Annotated in this window: 20 protein-coding genes; 4 read left to right on the forward strand and 16 right to left on the reverse strand. The window is 44.2% G+C overall.

The genetic code is table 11. The features are described 5' to 3' along the window. Nucleotides 1-192: 192 nt before the first annotated feature. The 7 genes from NHN17_RS07805 to amrS all read right to left on the reverse strand — a co-directional run bounded on the left by NHN17_RS07805 (nt 193) and on the right by amrS (nt 7,634). Nucleotides 193-1,368: a hypothetical protein gene (locus tag NHN17_RS07805; RefSeq protein WP_255041677.1), complete on the reverse strand. Its 1,176-nt coding sequence runs from the start codon at nt 1,366-1,368 to the stop codon at nt 193-195. A 4-nt stretch (nt 1,369-1,372) separates the two neighbouring features. Beyond that, a complete protein-coding gene (locus NHN17_RS07810) occupies nt 1,373-2,668 on the reverse strand; it encodes a hypothetical protein (RefSeq protein ID WP_255041678.1) in 1,296 nt (431 codons plus the stop codon). A 19-nt stretch (nt 2,669-2,687) separates the two neighbouring features. Further along, nucleotides 2,688-3,590 carry an OmpA family protein gene (locus NHN17_RS07815; protein WP_255041679.1) on the reverse strand — a complete coding sequence of 301 codons (903 nt, stop codon included), beginning with the start codon at nt 3,588-3,590 and terminating at the stop codon, nt 2,688-2,690. A gap of 51 nt (nt 3,591-3,641) precedes the next feature. Further along, entirely contained in the window at nt 3,642-4,568 is a 927-nt protein-coding gene (locus NHN17_RS07820; protein ID WP_255041680.1) for an OmpA family protein, read from the reverse strand. A gap of 720 nt (nt 4,569-5,288) precedes the next feature. Further along, nucleotides 5,289-5,975: a TPR domain-containing protein gene (locus NHN17_RS07825; RefSeq protein WP_255041682.1), complete on the reverse strand. Its 687-nt coding sequence runs from the start codon at nt 5,973-5,975 to the stop codon at nt 5,289-5,291. Nucleotides 5,976-6,139: 164 nt separating this feature from the next. Then, nucleotides 6,140-6,448: a glutaredoxin domain-containing protein gene (locus NHN17_RS07830; protein ID WP_255041683.1), complete on the reverse strand. Its 309-nt coding sequence runs from the start codon at nt 6,446-6,448 to the stop codon at nt 6,140-6,142. A 100-nt stretch (nt 6,449-6,548) separates the two neighbouring features. Further along, on the reverse strand, nt 6,549-7,634 hold the full coding sequence (amrS, locus tag NHN17_RS07835; protein WP_255041685.1) for an AmmeMemoRadiSam system radical SAM enzyme: 1,086 nt from the start codon (nt 7,632-7,634) through the stop codon (nt 6,549-6,551). Nucleotides 7,635-7,712: 78 nt separating this feature from the next. Here amrS and amrB point away from each other — a divergent pair, with 78 nt between their 5' ends. Further along, on the forward strand, nt 7,713-8,516 hold the full coding sequence (amrB, locus tag NHN17_RS07840) for an AmmeMemoRadiSam system protein B (protein WP_255041686.1): 804 nt from the start codon (nt 7,713-7,715) through the stop codon (nt 8,514-8,516). Further along, nucleotides 8,485-9,075 (forward strand): AmmeMemoRadiSam system protein A, encoded by a 591-nt coding sequence (gene amrA, locus NHN17_RS07845; protein WP_255041687.1) that lies wholly within the window; start codon nt 8,485-8,487, stop codon nt 9,073-9,075. Before amrB ends, amrA begins: the two co-directional genes overlap by 32 nt. Nucleotides 9,076-9,237: 162 nt before the next feature. On the opposite strand, the gene NHN17_RS07850 is transcribed toward amrA, so the two are convergent. From NHN17_RS07850 to NHN17_RS07870, 5 genes are all read right to left on the reverse strand, one after another. Continuing rightward, nucleotides 9,238-10,398, reverse strand: a complete 1,161-nt coding sequence (locus NHN17_RS07850) for a DUF3541 domain-containing protein (RefSeq protein ID WP_255041688.1) — start codon at nt 10,396-10,398, stop codon at nt 9,238-9,240. A 143-nt stretch (nt 10,399-10,541) separates the two neighbouring features. Continuing rightward, entirely contained in the window at nt 10,542-11,147 is a 606-nt protein-coding gene (locus NHN17_RS07855; RefSeq protein WP_255041690.1) for an alpha-ketoglutarate-dependent dioxygenase AlkB family protein, read from the reverse strand. Continuing rightward, nucleotides 11,134-12,267, reverse strand: coding sequence for a bifunctional 2-methylcitrate synthase/citrate synthase (gene prpC / locus NHN17_RS07860; RefSeq protein ID WP_255041691.1), 1,134 nt, complete (start codon nt 12,265-12,267; stop codon nt 11,134-11,136). Before prpC ends, NHN17_RS07855 begins: the two co-directional genes overlap by 14 nt. A gap of 69 nt (nt 12,268-12,336) precedes the next feature. Continuing rightward, nucleotides 12,337-13,491, reverse strand: coding sequence for an endonuclease/exonuclease/phosphatase family protein (locus NHN17_RS07865; protein ID WP_309243480.1), 1,155 nt, complete (start codon nt 13,489-13,491; stop codon nt 12,337-12,339). 106 nt (nt 13,492-13,597) lie between these two features. Beyond that, on the reverse strand, nt 13,598-14,083 hold the full coding sequence (locus NHN17_RS07870; RefSeq protein ID WP_255041693.1) for a hypothetical protein: 486 nt from the start codon (nt 14,081-14,083) through the stop codon (nt 13,598-13,600). A gap of 333 nt (nt 14,084-14,416) precedes the next feature. On the opposite strand from NHN17_RS07870, the gene mobB reads away from it, so the two are divergent. Beyond that, a complete protein-coding gene (gene mobB, locus NHN17_RS07875) occupies nt 14,417-14,935 on the forward strand; it encodes a molybdopterin-guanine dinucleotide biosynthesis protein B (RefSeq protein ID WP_255041694.1) in 519 nt (172 codons plus the stop codon). A 50-nt stretch (nt 14,936-14,985) separates the two neighbouring features. On the opposite strand, the gene NHN17_RS07880 is transcribed toward mobB, so the two are convergent. Together NHN17_RS07880 and NHN17_RS07885 are read right to left on the reverse strand one after the other, a co-directional pair. Further along, a complete protein-coding gene (locus tag NHN17_RS07880; RefSeq protein ID WP_255041696.1) occupies nt 14,986-15,558 on the reverse strand; it encodes an NAD(P)H-dependent oxidoreductase in 573 nt (190 codons plus the stop codon). Nucleotides 15,559-15,615: 57 nt separating this feature from the next. Further along, nucleotides 15,616-15,957, reverse strand: a complete 342-nt coding sequence (locus NHN17_RS07885) for a MerR family transcriptional regulator (RefSeq protein ID WP_255041697.1) — start codon at nt 15,955-15,957, stop codon at nt 15,616-15,618. Nucleotides 15,958-16,106: 149 nt separating this feature from the next. On the opposite strand from NHN17_RS07885, the gene NHN17_RS07890 reads away from it, so the two are divergent. Continuing rightward, nucleotides 16,107-16,559 carry a DUF302 domain-containing protein gene (locus NHN17_RS07890; RefSeq protein ID WP_255041700.1) on the forward strand — a complete coding sequence of 151 codons (453 nt, stop codon included), beginning with the start codon at nt 16,107-16,109 and terminating at the stop codon, nt 16,557-16,559. 104 nt (nt 16,560-16,663) lie between these two features. On the opposite strand, the gene NHN17_RS07895 is transcribed toward NHN17_RS07890, so the two are convergent. Beyond that, nucleotides 16,664-17,332 (reverse strand): hypothetical protein, encoded by a 669-nt coding sequence (locus NHN17_RS07895; RefSeq protein ID WP_255041701.1) that lies wholly within the window; start codon nt 17,330-17,332, stop codon nt 16,664-16,666. 313 nt (nt 17,333-17,645) lie between these two features. After that, nucleotides 17,646-19,028, reverse strand: coding sequence for an NCS2 family permease (locus tag NHN17_RS07900; RefSeq protein ID WP_255041703.1), 1,383 nt, complete (start codon nt 19,026-19,028; stop codon nt 17,646-17,648). Between the last annotated feature and the right edge of the window lie 168 nt (nt 19,029-19,196).

Genomic DNA, 19,196 nt, shown 5'->3' on the forward strand with positions numbered 1-19,196 from the left:
AAAGCTCAAACAGATGCGAGCAGATATCAAGCACTTTATATTGCCAGATAAAAGAAAGCACCGAACGTATCCACGTTCAGTGCTCTATATTCCTAGCCGATATCCATTGAGATATAAGCGCTAGTGCTTAACCGAATGGCATTAACCAGTTATTGGAGGCCTTGTCTTACTATGAAATAACTAGACAGTTTATCAGAAACGAATAAAGCTATCTTTAGTCAGCTCAACATCAAATTGAAAGCGTGAATTTGTTTCATCAAGCATTGTTGATGGGTTTAAATCACCAATAAAGCCAGAAGCAACTTTACCATTGTCTTTGATCACAAGGCTATCACCCGCTTCAAAGTGTATATCTGGATGATGCTGAACGATCTCAAGTTTATACTCAATATCCTTGCCGTTTGAATCAAACGTTCCTTTCAAGAGCATACCGTGACCATTCAAGCTCGCGAATGCCTGATTAATTTCACCACGGCTCTGCCCTTTTGGTCGCTCGACACGAAGGCTGAATAGAGTCTCGATCCCTTGCGAGGTTAACGTCCCCGAGAAACTCTCAGAAATAGAAGGCATATTGTACTCTGGACGATTCATCCCTGGTAAGCCAGCCGCATAACTCTTCAAGTGACCAGCACTTGCCTGCAAGTAACTCTCCCAGAAATCTTCCATGTGAGCATTGCTTACCCCAGTAGAATTAATACCGTGGAAGTAAACTGTAGCATTATTGAAATTAGCATGATGTTTACGTGCTAGTTCAACCGCGGCCTTCTGCGCTGAATCCGTGTCAGTCAGTGATGACAATGGTGTATCTGTTGAATTCTGAACACCATCTGAGTAAACCACAAGACGAATTGGTGTACCATTTAGTCGGATATCATTACTGACTTGGAACAAACTACGTGCCAGATCTTTATTTGGAACGTTGTCAGCAAATGTAGGTGGCACATCATGAGTACTCGCTTTCATCGCTTCAGCCAACCCAGTTTGAACTAGACGAGTAAAGCGAGGCAAATCATCTCTTACAACCCTGTCAGGCCTAGCTGTTAACAGGCCACCTTCAGGCAAGGCATCTTCATTTGGGTAACACGACGTAAAGACGTGAGAAACATTCCCTCTTTCAGAAATATAGTAAACACCCACTTCTTCACTTGGAAGGTACGATGGTGGCAATGTTTGTAGAATATCATTTGCCCAATTACGATCTTGCTTGGCAATTACCGAACTATCAATAACGAGATAAGTTTGTCGTGGTGAGCCATCTTCTAAACAATACTTCGTTACATCGAAACCACCAGTATTGATCATATTTGATGCGAACACAGGTGACGTCAATGCCAGCGCCATAGATGCTGCAATCGTTTTCATCTTCATATTGTTAAGCTACCATGCCCAATAGTTGTTCTTTACTAATTTTAATATCGCGTTTGTAATAAGTTTGCAGATCAAGCATTTCAGCACCGATCTTCACGTCTTCCATATTCTTGGCTCTTAACTGCATCACCAAATTATTATGGTATGTTTGAAGATTACGGTTAATTTCTTTTTGTGCTTGAACCATTACCCCATCAGCATGAGTCGCCAGAATATCTTGCAAGCGCTCAATTTTTTGCATCTCATTTCGTTCTGCTTCTTGGGCGTTGGCTAGCTCTTCAATTTGACGTGCATACTTTCGCTCAACCTGCTGCAATTCTTTCTGCATACCTTTATCAAGGCGATTAAAGTGAGCACGTGCTTGATGGAAGTTTTTCTGGGCTTCTTGATATGATGGTTTTGCATCATTTAGTGCATAAGCACAAAACATACTAATAAACCATGGTGCTATCGCGAAAATAATAAATGGGAAAAGAATGGTAAATGCTGATTCTGCAGGTGCACCGGTATCCCAAATAACAGTTTCAGCTAACTCACGGGCAATCGCTTGATAACGAACAGCCAAGATTCCAACTGTAATCGAGATAAAAGCTATCCAAGCAAAAAACTGGACACGATAATGCTGGCGCTTTTCGCGAGGCTCAATATCTGGGCCTAATAATTCAAGCCGTTGCTTAAGAAACTTGCCATGGAAATGGGCTGCGGCAGCTGTAACAGTCGCACTAACAAATGCCAATGCCAATGCAAATAGAGGAATGTTTAACAAGGTACCCAATGTTTCGTAGTTCATCCAAAATTCAGGTACACTCGGCACTAATAGACCCATAGCGTAAACTGCAGCGTTTACTTTCTTGGGCGGCTTACCTCCAGCGGCATTGAACATTTTATCGTAAAGTTTTTTGCTTTTTTCCAGCTCATCTTTGGCATCTTGATAACCATTTTCTTGGATATAAGCAAGTTCTTTCTTGGAAAGTTCGCCAGCCTTAGTATTACAGACTTGTTGGTGCTCTGTATCCTTGGCAGTTAATGACGATTCATCCATATGCTTACGCAAACGAGCCTGCAGCCCATTTAGCTCAGCAACCCAACGGCCCATGTGCTCAATTGGGTCGCGAATAACTGACAGCATCCCATTCGTATGATCATTATGATCAGTTACTACTAGACTTGATTGTTCAGCTGAATCCACCTCTTCACGCACCTTGCGCTGAATATCCTGGCTAATATCCTTAGATAAAATTGCACCTTCAAGAGGTCTCTGGGCCATAAACTTATCAATGTCAGCTTTCATTTCTTGCATAACGTGCTATTTCAACCTTTTACTCGCTAATATATTGTGTAATATCAAACTTTCTATATATATATGAAGCATAAGGCGCTTTTCTAAATTTACGCCTTACTTGTATTCCGTTCCTTTGTGGAGGAGTAGACATCAGTTCTTCTCTGAAACCCATAAGGCTTGGCAGGTGACGCAAATCACTGCTTATATTATATGTTCGACTATATGCCCAAATTTCCATCGAGCGAGCTTGACACAACTGACCACCACAATGATAGTTACGGTATAAATGAGTAACGAATGATTCGTCTGCAGTAATTAAAATTTCAACTCGACGATTTTTTGCTTTATTTTCTCTTGATGAGTTATCAACTAAAGGATAATCAGGTCCACCAGCAATTAAGACAATTGAGTCTGCTGGTACGCCTAATTTATCAAGGTACTTTGCCGCAGAAATCGCCCTTCTCAATGAGAGATTAATATTGTAGTTCCAATCACCCGAGGCATCAGTATGCCCAGTTACAACTAGCAACTGCTTATCATGCGACTTACTTCGCTTAAAATAAGTTTCTGCAACCTTATCGAGCTGATCCTTCATTTCGTTGTTTAGCTTATCGCTATTAACTTTAAAACCAGCGCTTGCAGATAAATTACGTAAGACGGCAAACCCATCAAGTTGTGATATTTCAGACTGACTATCGCTAGGGTAAAAATGCAGATAACCATCGGCTTTTTCTACTGGAATATATTTTTCACTAGCATCGACAAATGAGAGCCAACCAAAATCTTTCTCCATCTCAGAAGATGTTTCTTTCACCTGTTCCGTCATCAGTTTTGTCTGTTGGTACTCTGATATTGATGCGTCTTCACTTTCTTCTGGTGCACTTGCACACCCAAACATTAGCAATGATGTAAGAGTAAGGAGTAAACATTTAATTTTCATGCTATCAAAAATGCTATTGTTAAGTGTTAAAATTTTGAAATAAAATCAAGACTATGGCATTTTTCGATTTGACGTCGGTAATACCATTTTGCGATACCTTATTTCCTTCTTTGGTAATTCTCTCGTTTCTTTCAATTCACTACTATCCAAAGCTCTTTTTTCCTGAAGCTCTTTAGGAATATGACGAGCTTCTGTCACAACTCGGCCTTCTCGAGTATATGCAACCGCCTGAATCGTCCTTGTTTGGCAGCGTTCCGTATAACAAGGAGCTGAACGGTAAAACTCATTTACAAAACTGGTATCTTGAGTAATAAAGAACTCAACACGGCGATTTTTTGCCATATTGGCTTTATTGTCATTGGGGGCTATCGGAAAGTCCTCTCCAGCCGCTATTCGCAATATAGAATCATTCGGAACACCGGCTTCCATTAAATATCGAGCAGCAGAGTCTGAGCGGCTCCTAGAAAGCTGCTTATTGTAATTCCAGCTTCCTGAAGAGTCAGTGTGGCCAGTTATGATAATGAATGTTTTACCACCCTCGAATTTACGGTAGTTTTCATAAGCATTTTTTATGCTATCAAGGTGTAATTTTATCTTAGTACTTAATGTTGCGCTATTGACAGCAAAACCAGATGAGTTGACCGAATTATAAGAAGCGACAAGCCCTTGATAGTCATCTACAGTCCTTTTATTCGTCTCTTGAGAGTCAAATATCATGTAAGACCGATTTTCACTCTCTTTAGAAAAGTAACGACCAGGTTCAATTAAATTTAAATGCTGATCGATAATTTCTGTTGTAACAAAGCTTTCCTCAACAAAAACCATCTCTTCTTTCGTAATATACTCAATGGAATCATTACGATTATTTTCAACTTCAATATCATTGACTTCGTTTTTATATTCTAATGGTTGTTGTGTAGTCATACAACCAGCAAGAACTGACATAGTTAATGCTGAAAAAATTATTCTTATATTCATATTTCATTCACGGCGCATGGCTTTTTTTCAATGAAAATCAAAGGTGAAAAAGCGCTATATTTAACAGTGCTCTGACATTTGATTATGGTGTATAAAAATAGTCAAAATATCAAACGTCTCCGCCACCTAGAATGTAACAGAATGTGTGCAATTGTTTTTCAACGAAAATTTATCGCTTTTATTGATATTAAGCCATAAATGTAAGAAGTGTCTGATTTTTGACTAACGCCCCCACACTTAAGTGTCAACTTTTCAACCAATTAAGCGCATTATGAATAAAAAGCCATATTAATCAATAAACTATAATCTAACCCATATTTCACATAAAGCTTTAACCAAACATCGTGACAGCATATTTACGCCACTAACTCATAGTGAATTATTATGAAAATTGAAAATCAAGAGAAATAAACAATATCAATCGTATTTTTCTGCCAGTAACCTATTAATACTTTTATTTCTGGCGCTGCTTACAGAAAAGTACAAATCGTTCAAATTTGAACCAATGACACACTTTTCATTTATGTCTATCACGATTTTTTATTGACTTATTTTAAAAACCACAGGAATGACATGAAAGGCGTGCCACAAGTAGAAATGCATTCGTTGTACATTAATTTTTAGCCATTGTTACGTACTTTCCTTTATAGTTATACTGATAATTATTGTATATTTTAAGCCCTATAGTTATTAAGTAACGATAGTTCATCGGTAGTTATATTAAAGAAAACTCTTAGCACGATTGATAGCATTAATAACTTCGACCCTGTCCAAGTCCGTGCGTTCGGTATCCAATAGCTGCTGCCAAGTATCAATCGCTTTTTGATAACGGGCATTAAGAAAATAATCAGAAGCCAACAGCATCAACGCTGGTATATTATTTTCATCCAACTCTAAAGCCCGATCAAGCCATGCCTTACTTTGTGTGGTGAAATACTGCTTCTCTTGGTAATAACTGGCCGTAGCCATTGCCGAATAGATATTAGATTGGGGCTCAGGTGCCAGCCGTAATGCATAAAGAAATGCTGTGCCTGCGCTCTCAAACTCACTGCTGTACATATAGGCATTTCCTAGCGCATACCACAACTCGCCATTCTGGGTATCTTCTCGAAGCTTGTCTTGTATTTCTTCAATACGCTTTTGATTTAGCTCTGCCGCCCCCATCAGCATTTCTGCTGGGAGCGATTGCTCTTCGGATAACGTTGAAGAGGCCTGTAGCTGCTTGATAGCATTGCTTGGCTCATGGCCTAAAAAGGCGTAAGTCGTCACTGAGATCACTGATAACACACCAATAACCATCAAGGAAACAGGCGTTACTTTGCGGTTGTATCGAAACGAATGACCAATAACCAATGCGGATGCCATCACTAACAACAGCAGGAAAAACAGTCCCTGATAACTAAGCATCACCGAAAATCCATATAGCGTAATTAAGATACCAGTCTACCAGAGCCACGCTGTAGAGCCTGAAAAGAATGTAGGATATTTAGCCTAGATCAAGCCAAAAAAAAGCAGCGCTACTGCACTGCCCCATTAATTGCCGTTGGTGATAAGGTAAATATCCCCAGAGCTTACAGCTCAAAACCACCAAATGCGTCGTTTTCTACCTGACGCTCGACGAAAGCAACCAAGTCATCGTGACCACCGATGTATTGACCAGCCAAAATGATTTGCGGAACAGTGCGCACAACATTGCCCGTTTGCTGCTCGATAAAATCAACCATCATGGTTTTGGCAAGATCTGTTCCCAATACCAATGTTGTATATTCGGTGCCACGTTCATCCAAAATCGCTTTGGCTTTAACACAAAACGGGCAGTTAGGCTGGGTGATCACAAGGTTCTGGTAGCTCGCAAGTTGCTCCATCGTCATATCAGACATGTTTACTTTCTCATTCGGGTGTTTGTCATTAGGTCTGTAAGATATCGGATTGCTTATACTGCTGACAAGTCCAGACCATCTGTTATACGAAGATCAATCATTATCCGCTGGCAATTTGCACAGGGATCCGACGTCGTCCAAATGCTTTCTCAATCGGCTTAAAGCGCCCGGCTAACTGATAGCCACAGTAATGGCACTGTCCCTGACTGGTCAGGTGGCAATCCCCCAATTGATACCAGTTACGAGAAAGTACATTCTTGCCACAACCAGGACAATAGGTACTGTCACCCGCTTGGTCGAAAATATTCCCCACATAGGCATAATGCAAGCCATTTGCCACAGCGATCTCCCGTGCTCTTTTCACCGTTTCAGGCGGCGTACGCTCTTTATCCAGCATCTTGAAATCCGGATGAAAGGCACTGAAATGGATCGGAATATCTGGACCTAGGTTGTCGTACACCCAGCGGGTCAAGGCATCTATTTCTTGTGGGCTGTCATTTTCATCAGGGATCAACAAGGTAGTAATTTCAAACCACACATCGGTTTCATGTCGCAGATACAGCAAAGTATCGAGTACAGGCGCAAGATGACCGCTACATATTTTATGGTAGAAACGCTCAGTAAACGCTTTCAAGTCAATATTGGCTGCGTCCATATGGCGATAAAAATCAACCCGTGGTTTATCGCAGATATACCCCGCACTCACCGCAACGCTATGGATACCTAATTCCCGGCATGCCTGCGCGGCGTCCACGGCGTACTCCATGAAAATCACCGGATCGTTATAGGTAAAGGCAATGCTGTCACAGCCATAACGCTGCGCGGCCAATGCCAACTGTTCAGGCATCGCCGATGAACCTAAGGTGTCTATCTGACGGGATTTACTGATATTCCAGTTTTGGCAGAACTTACAGCCAAGATTACACCCAGCGGTACCAAAGGACAGAACAGAGCTTCCTGGGTAAAAGTGATTAAGTGGTTTTTTCTCGATGGGGTCGATACAAAAACCACTAGAGCGACCATAACTGGTCAAAACTATTTCACCTTCATGAGCCTGCCTAACAAAGCAAGCACCTCGCTTACCCTCTCTCAATCGACATTGTCGCGGGCAAAGATCACATACCACCCTACCGTCATCAAGCCGATGCCAATATTTTGTTGGATAAAATTCAGGAGGTTGAGACATGATAGTCACCTGATTGAGTATTTGTTCCTATACTTAAGGTTAGTCCAGTTTATTAGACTACATATGAATAGGTGACCTATGAGTACACGTCCACCAGCGGTAGCAGGCAAGTTTTATTCCCATTCTGCTGCAGCCCTGAAAAGCCAAATGGTTGAATGGCTTAGGACACCCCATCATACGGCATCCAACCACACCCTCCCAATCCGTGCACTCATTGTGCCGCACGCTGGCTATATGTTTTCAGGCAATGTCGCCGCAGATGCCTACCGATATCTAATTCCAGAGGCAAAGCGCATACGCCGTGTGATCCTGATTGGGCCCAGTCACCGCTACTATTTCCAAGGCTGTGCCATCCCTGCTGCGGATCATTTTGAAACGCCGTTAGGTAAAATAAAAATTGATACACAATTTGTTGAAAAGCTGAAGGAAATAGATGATATTGAAGTATCGGATCAGGTTCATGCCCTTGAGCACAGCCTCGAAGTGCAATTACCTTTCCTGCAGTCATGTTTACATGACTTTACCCTGTTACCGCTTTTGACCAGTAATGTACATCCGGCTATTGTCGCCAAGCTGATCGATTCCCTCTGGCAAGGTGACGACTGCCTGCTTGTTGTTAGTAGTGATCTAAGCCACTTCCACTCATATTCGGAAGCACAGCGCATAGACCGCCAAACCTGCACCATGATCGATAACTATGAGCCAACAATCGTTCCGGAACAAGCTTGTGGCTCAACAGGTATCAATACATTGCTTTTGTTAGCCAAACGAAGGGGATACACACTTATACGTAAAGCATTAATAAACTCTGGCGACACCGACGCCGGAGATAAGGAGAGAGTCGTAGGATATGTCAGCTATCTCGTTTCAGAACCTCAATAAAGGTGAATTAACACAGCTTTTGGATGTGGCTCGCGATGCTATTCGTGACCACTTTTCGGATAATATTCCCCAACCTCCTCGATTAGATTTATACAGCAAGAAGCTACTCAACCCCGGCGCTTGCTTTGTTACTCTTACTGTCGATGGACAGCTTCAAGGCTGCCTAGGTACAACCATGGCTCATTCACCGCTGGTGATGGAAGTTCACAACAAAGCCAGAGCGAGTGCTTACCAAGACCGTCGGTTTATGCCGCTGGTCGAAGAACAACTTGATAATTTGGTCGTAGAAGTATCTGTACTGACCCAACCGGAAGATCTGGCCATAGACTCAGAACAAGCGCTAATTGATTACTTAGAAAATAACAAAGTCGGCGTGATCCTGTCTGATCAGCACCAGCAAGCCTTGTTCTTGCCACAAGTATGGGAAAAACTGCCCAAACCCGAAGATTTCATTCGTCAACTGAAGCTCAAGGCTGGTTGGAGCAGTGTTTACTGGTCACCGTCAATGAAGGTGCAGATTTTCAACGTCAACAGCATTAGCGGTAAATATCATTACTAATACCAATCTGGATAAGTCGTTGATCAAGTATTTGCACTGGAAAAATATTTATGTAGGTTGGTATAAGCTATTGGCTATTTGAGATTTCAACGTCCATGTTAATAACAAACGCCCCTCTTTAGGGGCGCTGTATTTCGAATCCATTGTCTATTCCGCTAGGTATTACTTAGTAATCAAGCCATATGGCTTGTTTGTGAAAATTTCCGGCTGTTTCTGAATCGTTGGCACGGCATTGGTTCCTCGCCAATCCAACAACATAATCGCCAGTACATTACGGTGTTCACCATCTAGCAAACTGGTACTACCGTTAATTGCCGGGATAATGCCCGCTTGTCGATTCAAAGAGTGCTGGATTGCCTTTCGAGTCTTGTCCACGACAGGATCATCCTTCAATCCGGCCAATAGGAAGTTAATACCGACCTCAGCAATCACATCTTCTTTCGCGCGCGCAATAATAGTATCGATATTGTCGCGGTAGTAATCATAGATCCATTGGTAGTCAGATTCTTTTACCGAATGCTGGTAGTACTCGGTCGCAGCAAAAATGATATGGGTTAGGCCATAGACCTTGTTCATAAATTGCTGATCCGTCAACTTACCATCTAGACTGTCGGGATAGGTTTCTTTGAAGGCCGCAGTAAAATCATCAACCACATCCTGCTCCCCTAACTGACGCAGCCAGTACACCTGATTGGCCAACTGTGCCGCCCAAGCTCTGATCATCTCAGGGTCAGTCGCGTACTCTTTAAAATCATAACGACGAATCACCTCTCTGAGCTTTGCATCTTCGCGATGCTTCAAACCATACTCGTTGGCACGGGCCATTGATCCAAGCAGATCAACACCGAGGTAGTAATATTCCGGTTTGTCTTTAGTTGTTTCATAGCGCAAGTCACTTCGGGCATCTTCTTTGCGGTCATAGCGAGCAATCCGCTCTGCAGAGTAAGTGTCAATTTGCTCAGAGGTATACACTTCTGTTGCGAAGAAGTTCAGCCGACTGGCGACACGTGCCATATCAGACCAAATTGCCGCTTGGTATTTAGGGTCTTGTGTCTGGCGATACATCCGCAAGCCATAGTGGCCCATCTTAAAAGCAGGGAGGGTAAAAAGCTGACTTTCATAGGTTTGGCGAATACGCTCGGCATCTTGCAAAAAGCTTGCTGTATCGGCACTAGAAGTAGCATTGACACCGCCAGCACTGAGGTTCAATCCTTGCTCTGCAGCAGATTGAACATCTGCCCAAAGCAAAGGTGAGGTAACCACTGCCCCTGCAACCAGCGAAGAAACCACTGCCCGATGTACTCGACTGCTAACCCATCCCATTGAATACTCCCTGCTCATTGCGGTAATCATTTAGCCAGAACGCTAGCAAAGCCTTGAATCCATTACGTCAGACAACTGTCAATTAATGCTTTCATCTATGATTGCGATAACAATAGCTGCGTAGACAATACCTAAGCTGTTAATTAGCGCGTTATCTGACGGAACGTTAGATTGATACGAGGCTCAGTTGGCCGCTTGGTTTTCGGAACCGTATGTTGCCAGAAACTTTGTAGCTCACCCGCCATCACGAGCAACGAGCCATTCGTCAGCAAATACTCTTTCTTCTCTTTACTTTGGCGGTGCCGCAATACAAAACGTCGTGTTGCCCCTAAACTGATGGAGGCGATAACAGGCTCTTCACCCAGTTCGGGCTCATTGTCCTGATGCCACCCCATATAATCGTCACCATTGCGATACTGATTGGCCAACACCGAGTTGAAGTTTTGCCCCAACAGCGCAGATAACTGCTGACGAATAGCCTGCAGTGTAGGTGTCCAAGGATCGGGCTGCATGGTTAAGCCTGAATAGGTATACTCCGCCTCACCGCACCAAGCTTGCAGTCGTGGTTGCAGTATTTCCCTACCGAACATTCTGATTTTCTGTTGCTGCCAATTCAACTCACTGTCAAGTTGGCGATAGCATTGAACCGCCAAACTGGACGCCAGAAAGTTCGGTTGCCAATAGACCCTTCCTTGGGGCAAGTCTTGCCAATAACCATGGTGGGAATATTTCAAATTAGTGACGCTCATCAATCGGTAGCCAGTCTTGATGCTCCGGACCTATATAGTCAGCGCTAGGACGAATGATCCGGTTATGAGCCCGCTGTTCAAAGACATGGGCCGCCCAACCCGTTACCCTACTCATTACAAAGATCGGCGTGAACAACTTGGTTGGTATCCCCATGAAATGGTACGCGGAAGCGTGAAAGAAGTCGGCATTACAGAACAGGTTCTTCTCGCGCTTCATCACCGCTTCCACTCTGACTGAAATATCATAAAGCACAGGGTCACTGGCATCTTGGGACAATTTTTCAGCCCATAACTTAATCAATGCATTACGTGGATCTGATTCCCGGTAAATGGCATGACCAAAGCCCATGATCTTGTCTTTGTTTGCCAGCATCGCCAAGATCCCAGCCTCCGCGTCATCCGAGCTCTGCCATTGTTCAATCATTGCCATCGCCGCCTCATTGGCACCACCATGCAAGGGCCCTCTCAAGGTTCCGATAGCGGCACACACACAAGAGTAAATATCAGACAACGTCGAGGCACAAACCCGCGCCGCAAAGGTCGAGGCATTAAACTCATGTTCAGCGTATAAGATCAATGAGCAGTGCATCACCTGCGTGTGTAAATCGGGGGGCGTTTCACCGGTCAACATTTTCAAGAAATATCCGGCAATACTGTCTTGATCACAGTAGGTTTCTATTTTCACCCCGTGATGACTATAACGGTACCAGTAGCAAATGATGGCTGGCAGCAAAGCAAGTAGCCTATCGGCTTTATCATACTCTTCGGTAAAACCATGCTCCTGTTCAAGGTTGCCCAGCATAGAGCAGCCTGTTCGCATGACATCCATCGGATGGGCATCGGCAGGTATTTGTTCCAGCACCAACTTCAAGGCCAGCGGTAAACCACGGTAAGAAATGAGCTTGGTTTTGTATGCCGCCAGCTCAGTGCGGGTTGGCAGTTTTCCTTTCAGGAGAAGATAAGCCACTTCTTCGAACTCGGCATGCATTGCCAAGTCAGAAATATCATAGCCACGATAGGTTAAGCCAGTACCGGTTTTACCCACCGTACACAGTGCTGTGCTACCGGCAGTTTGTCCGCGTAAACCTTCACCGCCCAGCGGCTTGAGTGAATCAGGCATGGTGCATCTCCCTGTTGAATCAACCTTTATTCAAAAGCCTAGGTCAAGAAGCATCATATACCCAAGTAACTATTTCAAAGCGATATCCACCCACACCAAACGGTGATCTGAGCCAGCCTGCGGGTGCTCGCGGCCACGTTCATCAGTAATCAAATGCCGCAGCGGATCTTTCTTGTCTGGCCAAAAGACCCCGCTTTGCAAAACCTCCATATTAGCCGAAGGCAATGCATAATCAAGACGTAGCCCTGAAATATGGGTCCATTCACTTGACCGTCCCCGACGCTGCTGCCAAGGCCGATGAAAACGCCCTCCCAAGCTTTTCGGCGTCATTCTACCTGATGAGACTGTGCGGTGGATTTTAGGGTGCAGTAGCAAATCACGGATAGCCTTCTTCATACCATCACCATCGGCCATATCTGCATTCAAATCACCCAGCACCACAAAGCGGCTATCCGGTGAAAGACCTCCCGGAAGGCCATTATCATCAATGAGGTGATCTGCCCCACTAATAATATCTTTGAGCAGTACCAACTCGTCATGATTACGGCGAGCATTGCGTTTCTCATGGCCGTCAAACACCGGCGGAGTTGGGTGGCAAGCAAGTAGATGAAGCGTCTTACCATCAACATCCACCGGCACCATAACATGATTCTTGGAAGACAAGCGTAACTCTGTGCTTGCTGCTTCAGAATAGTAGCCTTCGGGCATTTGATGACCGGGTAAATTTTGCCAAATAAGGGTTTGCCAACTCTTTATTTCAGCGTCAACAATGGGATATCTCGATAGGATCACAAAGCTGAAATGGCCATGATGTTCACCAAACCCATGAGCATCATTGGGTAACGTAATTTTTCCATCGCCATCAAGATCATTCACCATTGCCAACCCAGTGTTCGATGGTGGGCAATACCGATAAGGATAAGACACGGCTTGCTGAGCATGTTGGGAAGAGGCCAAGTAATGCTGACAAAATCTCTCTAGCGCCCCATCATCTCCCCCCTCTCCAGGATGGTCAAATTCACACAACATCAACACATCCGGACTGACATGCTGAATAATGGCGGCAAGTTTGGAAAAGCGCTCGTTGTTAGGCTTCGCTAACTGCCCAAGAATTTCGCCAGCACCAGGGGCTGACATCGAAATATTAAACACAGCTGCACGAACAGATGGCGGTAAGGTACTCGGTGATACTTGATGAAAGGATGAGGTCTGCAAGCGATTCACTCAGAACTGAACATTGGTAATGAGTATACCCACTTCTGATTGTTCAAACATCAGAAATGGGATTGTCAGTGTTTAAAAACTTAAATATCTTACTGAGTAAAAAGGCTTATTCGGTCAACTGCGTTATCGCCATACGGATCTGTTTAGCATCCGATTCAGCACGGTGCGATACCGGGCCAAGCTCAGCCATGGTTTGTTGAAAATGTGCCCGATCGATACCATTTTCCTGCAACAACCACAAACCCACTTCAGTCAGGGTAAACGAGGGCCTCATATGAGCCGCATGATATAACCGACCGAGCCAAAACAGGTCCCATTGGCTATCACAAAATACACGCTCATATTTTCCTAACACCGCGTTAAGGTGGTGACATACATCGACGACCTGAAGCCCTTCATTATGCAGCTTCTGACGTGAAATTTGGTGAATTTCGATCTCAGCATAATCATCCCAATGTTGCCAAGGATCACCTGCTGTGAGTGGATTGATAAGCAGACTGTTTGCAGAACCGTCTGGCAACGAGTACCCCACCTCAATAGGATAGGACTGGCCGGAAAGGCCGGATGCTTCAAAATCCAATGTTGCCCACATTGCACTCTCCCTGATGCGATTATGAGTACTTACCACCAATACTACGACTTCCTGTCAAAAAACTGGATGGTAAGCGATGAAGGCATTTAATTACCTTACTTAATGGTAATAGCAGATGCCTGCGGTGTACTCAATAAATGTAGTAGGAAACATGATGTTGTTGGTGAAAAAACTCAATAAGCTTAATTTTGATACACCGTTTGAAACACCGCTGTTCAATTTCCCATCAATCGATGTCGGGATTTTACGGCAGAAGTAGCTCTGATATAGGCAGACTATGACACAGTTTAGTATTACACTCAGGAGATTATTTATAGGCGATACAGACTCAACATGGCACCAATTATTGGCTTTGCCGGCTATAGTGGCTCAGGCAAAACAACCCTTCTAGAAAAACTCATTCCGTTGCTGAAATCTAATGGCCTTCGCATTGGCTTAGTCAAACATAGCCATCACAGTATTGACCCGGACAAACCCGGTAAAGATAGCTACCGTTTACGCCATGCAGGTTGCAGTCAAACACTGCTTGCGACAAAAGAAAGACACATGCTGTATTTCGAATACCCAGAACCTGAGCGAGAGGAGCCTCAACTTGATGAGTGCCTATCACAACTGGATCACAGCCAACTTGACCTGATATTAGTTGAAGGATTTCGCGACCAGCCTATCGCAAAAATTGAAGTACACCGCCCAAGTTACGGCAAACCGCTTTTCTACCCTAACGATGAAAACATTATTGCTTTTGCCAGCGATCAACCTGCTCCTGAAGGATGCCAACTCCCTTACTTGGATTTGAACACCCCCCAAAACATCGCTGATTTTATTTTCCGATGGTTAAAAGTCCGTGACTAATAACCAATGGCTAATAACTAAGAGTAAATAAGAGCTAGGACTAAATAAGACTAAAGCTGTGCCGCCCGCTTGGAGATCTTATCAAACCACGATTGACGGCGTTGTTCTGTTGCGGTTAGCACCGGTCCCAAATAGATCGATGTCTGATTTTTGATGCCAGTGAAACTCAAAATCGTGTGCTTCAATTGTTTATAGATCGGGTTTCCCTGAACATACTTATACCAAAATGGCGGTGTATCGAGGGTAATGATCAATTCCGATGTACGCCCGCTCAACAACTTTTGTGGTATCGATTTCCCTTCTTGATATTTAAACGCGAAGCCGGGAAGGAACGTCCGATCAATCACCCCTTTAAATTTAGCTGGTATCGTGCCCCACCAAACTGGGCTGACAATGACGATATGCTCCGCCCAAGTCACGTGTTGCTGAAAACCTTTCAAATCATCTTCCAGCGGGGTTTCCTTGTCATAGCCTTGCTGAAGATCCATCTCAAACGACATATCAGCAAGGTTTACTTGTTTGATGTCGTGTTTTTTGCCTGCAATGCTGGCATAGTGCTCCGCCAATGACTGGCAAAGGCTTTCTTGCTTTGGGTTTGCATTGATAACCAAGACTTTTTTCATCACCGTACCTCCTTATTCGTGCTAGAGGCATCTTAAACCTTGACCCTAGGGTCAGAGTCAATAGTTACACTGATCAATCGCTTGCCGGTATTCACCAATGCGTAAATATTGCACTTCAAGCATTTTTATCTGGGATGCTATGCTCTGTTGCTTCTCTTCAAGAAGCTGTAACACTTTGGTCCAATTGAAATCCTGCTCACCATCGACCAACTCTTTCAACTCTGAAAGATGGAGCCCGAGAGATTGGCCCTCTTTAATAAGGCGAATAAACTCAATATCAGCTTCAGAGAAAACACGATATTTGCCTGCCCTCGATACCCTCAGCAATCCCATCGACTCATACAACCGAATTGCCCGCTCCGAAGCACCGGATTTTTTCGCAGCTTCGCCTATGTACATGGCTTTCCCTTTCCTAGTCTATGGTTCAGTTGTTCTTTACTTAGCCTGCTTGCTAAATCCGACCTTCATGACTATAAACAAGTCACTTAGGTCTATATTCATTACGTTCTATACGAACAAGGACAAGTGTATTAATGGAGAATAAACAAATGAAAATCAAACTGTTACTCTTTTTATTTTTCATTAATGTTAGCTACCCCGCATTGGCAGATAATGGGCTAGTTTCAACCCAAAGCCCTTATACCGTTCCAGAGACCACCGCAAAACTAAAGCAGGTTTTGAAAGATAAGGGCATGACCCTCTTCGCCCACGTAAAACACAGTGAATCAGCAAAAGAGGCGGGCGTTGATTTACGACCAACCGAACTGTTGATCTTCGGTAATCCCAAAATTGGTTCTGTCATTATGTCCTGCCAGCAATCGGTAGCTATCGACTTACCGCAAAAATTTTTAGTGACTGAAGATGAAAACAAAGATGTCTGGGTGACGTACAACAGCCCGATCTATCTAGCAGCCCGCCATGGTATTAACATGGACAGTGAGAAGTGTCGTTCTGTCATCGAAAAAGTCAGCAAAGCACTTAACGCAATGGTACCCAAATAACTGCAAGGTACTTGGTTTAGCTGGAAAGGAATGGATGGTAATAAATACAAAGGCTCAATGTTTAGCACGTTTTGGACTCATAGAGCTCAATGATTATTCAACGTTTATAGGTATTCGCTTGCATCTTTAGCTTCAAGATTAACCATCAAGCCCAAATACCCTGAATCATTGACATCAATACGTAGCGATTCTGATTTGCTTTCATCAAAATGCGCAATCAAATAACCATAACCTTCATTCAAACCTGTCAGTTGGCGTCCATCCACTTCAAATGCATCGTCATTCGTAACTCGTTCCCAATTGACGGCACCCGTGATATCTTCTGTTTCCCCATCACTAAAAGTAGCGGTAACTTTAACATTAACGGTCTGACCGACAGTGACATCTGTATTATCTATCTCGATGTTTAGCTCTTCGACTACCGAGTCACCGACAATTACCGTTCCGGGCTGTGCCGATTCAAAACCATTCAGACTTGCATAAATGCTTACCACTCCCGGCTTCACCGCTAAAATTGTCCCGTTCTGGGCAATCGATACACTTTCTGGATCACTACTGCGCCACGTTACACCTTGCACGTCTCGAACATAGGTCCCATCCACATAAAATGCATTGGCTGACATTTTTCGTATTTCACCATCATTAAGTTGAACGTGATAAGGAACGACGAATAACTCTAAGATTTCATTTTCAGATTCATGCGCAAACACTACTGACGTGCCAAACAACAGGATGACTATGCCAAGCCATAACCACACTTTCTCCAACACCATAAAAACCTTCCCGTCGACTACTTTAATAATGAGATGACTAATGTTCAAAAACGACGGAGGGAGTCAAGTATTTAAGGTAAAACATGAAAAACGTGATATTGAGCCAAAATAGTTAGTCAACCACATGAAATCAGCAATCTTCAAGGTATTTGGTTCAATGCGAATAACTTGGATGATAGCCAATAAAATGGTCTTTATTGCTGCTGATTAATTCGTTTGAAGATATTGCGAGTGCAATAACAAAAACGCCCCTCATTTTTCAATGAAGAGCGCGACTTATATCTCACTAAAACGTGATGCGATGTGGCGAGACTTAAATCGCCCAGCCACCCGCGTAGAAGGCCACTAGCACAATGGCGATAATCACGGTACCTGCGTTCAGTCGTTTCGCTTCACCAGAAATAACACGGCCAATCACCAATGAGCCAAAGCCCAGCATGATGCCGGTGACAATATTACCGGTCAGTACGATGAACACCGCACACATTAGACCAGATAGCGCATCAACCGAATCAGCCATATCCAACTTACTCACGTTGCTCATCATCAACAGACCCACATACATCAGCGCTGGCGCTGTAGCGTAAGCTGGTACCAAGTAGCTAATAGGCGACAAGAACAGTAGCAATATGAACAGACCACCAACAACCGTTGCGGTCAAACCCGTTTTACCACCAGCTGCCGTACCTGCAGCAGACTCGATATACACCGCCGCTGGCGCACCACCTACAAAACCAGCAAAAATACTACTCACTGAGTCAGAAGTCAGAGCCTTACCACCATCAATGATTTGATCATCTTTATCCAGTAGGTTCGCCTGACCAGCAACCGCACGGATAGTACCGGTAGCATCGAAAATCGCGGTCATCACCAAGGCCAATACACTTGGGATCACAATTGGGTTCAATGCCCCCATAATATCCATGGTGCCCAATAGCGACTCACCTTCCGTGCCAAACGATGGCATCGCAAACAGGCCTTGATAGGTCACGTTAGGATCGAAAACTAGGCCGAAGATAGAAATAGCCACAATCACCAGCAGAATGCCTCCGGGAACCTGGCGCTTCTCAAGACCGAAAATCGCGGCCAGACCCACAATCGACATGATGACAGGTAATGATGTGAACTCGCCCAATGCGACAGGTAGGCCTTCGTGCGGGTTCTGTACCACCAAACCAACACCATTGGCGGCAATCAATAGCAAGAACAAACCAATACCGATCCCCGTTCCGTGCGCAATACCAGACGGCAGGTTAGTCAAGATCCACTGGCGTACACCGGTGACGGTAATAGCGGTAAACACCACCCCCATCAAAAATACGGCCCCCAAAGCAACCGGGATGCTGATCCCCTGCCCCAGCACCAAGCTAAATGCGGTAAACGCGGTGAGGGAGATCGCACAACCAATAGCCATCGGCAGGTTTGCCCAAAGCCCCATTAACAGCGAACCAAACGCCGCGACCAAACAGGTAGCGATAAATACCGCTCCTTGGTTAAACCCAGCGGCACCAAGCATGCTCGGTACAACAATGACTGAGTAAACCATTGCCAGGAAGGTCGTCAAACCGGCAACAACTTCTTGCTTTACGCTACTACCGCGCTGGGAGATCTTAAAATACCCATCCAAGCCGCTTTTTCGGGGGGTGTCTTCTGCCACTACTGTAGGTTCATGATGAATCGAACTATTTTCAGACATGATGTAATTCCTTGTAAGAATTAGTGCCAGGCTTTGGCCTGATCACCTTGAAAAACGTTGAGCTTCCTCTCAACCCGCCCCGTCGCTATCGATTGCTTTTTTTGGGGCTGGGCAAGGTAAATTGGCAGCGATTATACGCTTCACTCACCTTGCATTGTCAAAATGGTA

This window comes from Photobacterium pectinilyticum (assembly GCF_024357955.1).
GTDB lineage: Bacteria > Pseudomonadota > Gammaproteobacteria > Enterobacterales > Vibrionaceae > Photobacterium > Photobacterium pectinilyticum.

What these genes read in the sequence shown, in the direction of transcription:
- NHN17_RS07805 (WP_255041677.1), bottom strand. Translation starts at nt 1,368, where the DNA reads ATGAAGATGAAAACGATTGCAGCATCTATGGCGCTGGCATTGACGTCA.
- NHN17_RS07810 (WP_255041678.1), bottom strand. Translation starts at nt 2,668, where the DNA reads ATGCAAGAAATGAAAGCTGACATTGATAAGTTTATGGCCCAGAGACCT.
- NHN17_RS07815 (WP_255041679.1), bottom strand. Translation starts at nt 3,590, where the DNA reads ATGAAAATTAAATGTTTACTCCTTACTCTTACATCATTGCTAATGTTT.
- NHN17_RS07820 (WP_255041680.1), bottom strand. Translation starts at nt 4,568, where the DNA reads ATGAATATAAGAATAATTTTTTCAGCATTAACTATGTCAGTTCTTGCT.
- NHN17_RS07825 (WP_255041682.1), bottom strand. Translation starts at nt 5,975, where the DNA reads ATGCTTAGTTATCAGGGACTGTTTTTCCTGCTGTTGTTAGTGATGGCA.
- NHN17_RS07830 (WP_255041683.1), bottom strand. Translation starts at nt 6,448, where the DNA reads ATGTCTGATATGACGATGGAGCAACTTGCGAGCTACCAGAACCTTGTG.
- amrS (WP_255041685.1), bottom strand. Translation starts at nt 7,634, where the DNA reads ATGTCTCAACCTCCTGAATTTTATCCAACAAAATATTGGCATCGGCTT.
- amrB (WP_255041686.1), top strand. Translation starts at nt 7,713, where the DNA reads ATGAGTACACGTCCACCAGCGGTAGCAGGCAAGTTTTATTCCCATTCT.
- amrA (WP_255041687.1), top strand. Translation starts at nt 8,485, where the DNA reads ATGTCAGCTATCTCGTTTCAGAACCTCAATAAAGGTGAATTAACACAG.
- NHN17_RS07850 (WP_255041688.1), bottom strand. Translation starts at nt 10,398, where the DNA reads ATGGGATGGGTTAGCAGTCGAGTACATCGGGCAGTGGTTTCTTCGCTG.
- NHN17_RS07855 (WP_255041690.1), bottom strand. Translation starts at nt 11,147, where the DNA reads ATGAGCGTCACTAATTTGAAATATTCCCACCATGGTTATTGGCAAGAC.
- prpC (WP_255041691.1), bottom strand. Translation starts at nt 12,267, where the DNA reads ATGCCTGATTCACTCAAGCCGCTGGGCGGTGAAGGTTTACGCGGACAA.
- NHN17_RS07870 (WP_255041693.1), bottom strand. Translation starts at nt 14,083, where the DNA reads ATGTGGGCAACATTGGATTTTGAAGCATCCGGCCTTTCCGGCCAGTCC.
- mobB (WP_255041694.1), top strand. Translation starts at nt 14,417, where the DNA reads ATGGCACCAATTATTGGCTTTGCCGGCTATAGTGGCTCAGGCAAAACA.
- NHN17_RS07880 (WP_255041696.1), bottom strand. Translation starts at nt 15,558, where the DNA reads ATGAAAAAAGTCTTGGTTATCAATGCAAACCCAAAGCAAGAAAGCCTT.
- NHN17_RS07885 (WP_255041697.1), bottom strand. Translation starts at nt 15,957, where the DNA reads ATGTACATAGGCGAAGCTGCGAAAAAATCCGGTGCTTCGGAGCGGGCA.
- NHN17_RS07890 (WP_255041700.1), top strand. Translation starts at nt 16,107, where the DNA reads ATGAAAATCAAACTGTTACTCTTTTTATTTTTCATTAATGTTAGCTAC.
- NHN17_RS07895 (WP_255041701.1), bottom strand. Translation starts at nt 17,332, where the DNA reads ATGGTGTTGGAGAAAGTGTGGTTATGGCTTGGCATAGTCATCCTGTTG.
- NHN17_RS07900 (WP_255041703.1), bottom strand. Translation starts at nt 19,028, where the DNA reads ATGTCTGAAAATAGTTCGATTCATCATGAACCTACAGTAGTGGCAGAA.